Origin of the sequence: Streptomyces sp. GC420, assembly GCF_009916105.1 — a bacterium.
Lineage (GTDB): Bacteria > Actinomycetota > Actinomycetes > Streptomycetales > Streptomycetaceae > Streptomyces.
Genome location: NZ_JAAAXQ010000622.1, coordinates 1 through 2,881, shown reverse-complemented (window position 1 = coordinate 2,881; position 2,881 = coordinate 1). Strand labels below are relative to the sequence as shown.

Genomic DNA, 2,881 nt, shown 5'->3' with positions numbered 1-2,881 from the left:
GTCCCTCACCGGGGAGATCGGCGACCACCAGCTGGGCCGCGTCGACGGTGAGCGCCGCGCGCAGCGCCGCCGGCGCGGCACCGGTGGCGAGCGGCGCGGGGCCACGGAGGCCCGGGGCACCCCGTCCCGCCGTGCCCGCGGCCAGACCGGCACCGGCGAACGCGGCGAAGTTGAGCGACTGCCACGGGCGGCCTGCCGCCCGCTCCGCCGCGGCGAACGCGTCGAGGAAGGCGTTGGCCGCCGCGTAGTCGCCGATCGCGCCGGCCAGCCCGGGAAGGACCGAGGACACCGAGGAGAACGCCACGCACGCCGCCGGGCGGTGGCCGTGCCGACGCAGGGCCCGGGACAGCAGATACGTACCGCGCGTCTTGGCCGCGAGTACCTGCTCGATCTCCTCACCGGTCTTCGTCCGCAGCGTACCGGGGCGCACCACGCCTGCCGCGTGGAAGACCGCGTCGAGGAGTGGCACCCGCCCGGCCAGGGCGTCGGCGTCCGCCTCCACGGACACGTCGGCCCTGACATAGCTCGCCGTCGCTCCCAGCGCGCGCAGTCCGGCGAGCAGAGCCTCCGGTGGCTGCGGGGACCGCCCGGCCAGTACGAGCGTCGGTCTGCCCCGCCCGGCCAGGTCACGGGCGAGTACGGCGCCCACTCCCCCGGCGCCGCCCGTGATCAGGTACGCGCCGTCGGCGGGCAGTACGTTCTCCGGGCAGGGCGCGGGCAGGCCGGGGGACCCGGAGCCGGGCGTCACGGGCTCGGTCGTACGGATCAGCCTCCGGCCCCCGCGCCAGGCGATCGTACGGGCGGGGCCCCCGGCGCGTGGTGCGGCAAGTTCGGCCAGCAGGGCGCCGACGTGGTCCGTCACGGTGTCCAGCGAGGACAGGTCGATGCTGTCGGCCACGAGTCCGGGTGTCTCCTCGGGCAGCGCGAGCGTGAGCCCGGACAGCAACGCCTGTGCGGGGCGGGGCCGTTCGGGAGAGGCGCCTGCGGCATGGACGTCCTCGGTGACCACGAGCACCCGCGCCGCAGGGGTGCCGCCGGGCAGACCAGGCAGGCCGGCCGGATCACGCGGGCCGAGCGGACCCGGCGGACCGAGCAGATCGAGCAGATCGAGCAGTTCACGGAGCCGTGCCAGTGCCGAGTGCACGGCGGCGTCGAGGTCGGCCGTCGTGTCGAGGTCGGTCGCGGGACCGGCCGGCAGCACGATGGTCCGCGGAGCCGGTGCGCCCGCCGCCGGCGGGGCCCCGCCGGGGCGGTGCACAGCGACACCGCGCGCGGTGAGCCGTTCCGCCAGCGTCCTGGACCACTGCGAGTCGGGTCCGGCCAGCAGGACCGCCCGGGGCTCCGGCCCGGAAGGCGCCGGGGAGAGTCGCCAGACGGGGCGGTGCAGCAGGTTCCAGGGGTCCGGCCGGCCGTGTTCCTCGGTGCCCGTCCGGCCGTGTTCCTCGGTGTCCGTCCGGTCCTCGGCATCCGCGTGCCGCTCGGCCCGGCGGTCGCCCCCGGCGGCCGCCGCCGCTTCGGCGCCGTACTGCGGCCCGCCCTCGGCGGTGTCGGTGGGCCAGTAGGTCCGGCGCTGGAACGGATAGGTCGGCAGTACGACGCGCGACCGTCCGGCGTCGAGCGCCGTACGGTCCAGGGGCACCCCGCGCATCCACAGCCGCCCCGCCGTCCGCAGCAGGGCCCCTGTGCCGCCGTCGGCGCCGGGGTCGGCGGGCAGCGCGGCCGAGGCGTGGGCCCGCGCCGCCGGTTCGCGGCGCGCCGCCACCGCGCGGACCGGTCCCGACAGGGCCGCACCGGTGCCCAGTTCGAGGAAGGTGTCGTATCCCTCGTCCAGCAGCCGCTCGACGGCCGCGCCGAATCTGACCGGAAGCAGGGCCTGCTCCCGCAGGTACGGCGGGTCGAGGACGGGCTGCCACCGGGCGGTGACCGTGCTCATCAGCGGCATCCGGGTGGGCCGCGGGGTGAGGGCACCGGCCGCGGCGGCGAGCGGGTCGAGCGCCGGGACCATCAGCGGGGAGTGGAAGGCGTGGGACACGTCGAGGCGGCGGGCGGCGACGCCCTGCTCGGCCAGCTTCTCCAGCGCCGAGGCGATCGCCTCTTCGTCGCCCGCGAGGACCGTCTGGGCGGGGCCGTTCGCCGCGGCGAGGCTGAGCCTCCCGTCGGATGCGGCGAGCAGCGCTTCGACGGTCTCCTCGCCGCCGCGTACGGCGGCCATCGCACCGGGCGCCGCGAGTTCGGCCATGAGGCGGCCCCGTGAGACGGCGAACCGTACGGCGTCGGGGAGGGTGAGCGCACCGGCGACGCACGCGGCCGCCAGTTCGCCGACGCTGTGCCCGGCGACGGCGTCCGGGTGCACGCCCCAGGCCCCCAGCTGCCGGGCGAGCGCGACGCCGAACGCGACGAGCAGCGGCTGCGCGACCTCCGTCGCGCGGAGCTCCCGCGTGCTCACGTCGGTGTCCAGGCACCATTCGGTCAGGCTGCGGCCCCGGACAGGGCCGGCCGACGCGGACGCCTCGTCGAGGGTGTGCCGGAACACCGGTGCCGTCGCGTACAGGGCGCGGCCCTGGCCCGGGCGCTGCGCACCCTGGCCGGGCAGCAGGAACACCACTCTGGGGCGGGAGGTGACCTCGGTGGTGCCGGACACGGCGGCGAGCTGTTCCGCCAGGTCGCCCTCGGCGACGAGGGCGAGGCGGTGCGGGCCGTCGTCGCGTGCCGTGCTCGCGGCGGCGCAGACGTCGGCCTCGTCCAGCTGGGGGTGGTTCCCGAGGTGGGCCGCGAGGGCGGAGGCGGCGGCGCGAAGGGCGGGTGCCGAGCGGGCGGAGAGCGTGAGGAGGTGCGGGCCAGCGGCGCACGGCGCGACCTCGTACAACCGGCCCGTGGACGG

At 77.4% G+C, this 2,881-nt stretch carries 1 protein-coding gene; it reads right to left on the bottom strand.

All coding sequences use genetic code 11. The annotated features are described in order from the left end of the window. The coding region (locus GUY61_RS37000; RefSeq protein WP_166634676.1) for an SDR family NAD(P)-dependent oxidoreductase at positions 1-2,881 on the bottom strand (2,881 nt) is incomplete at both ends.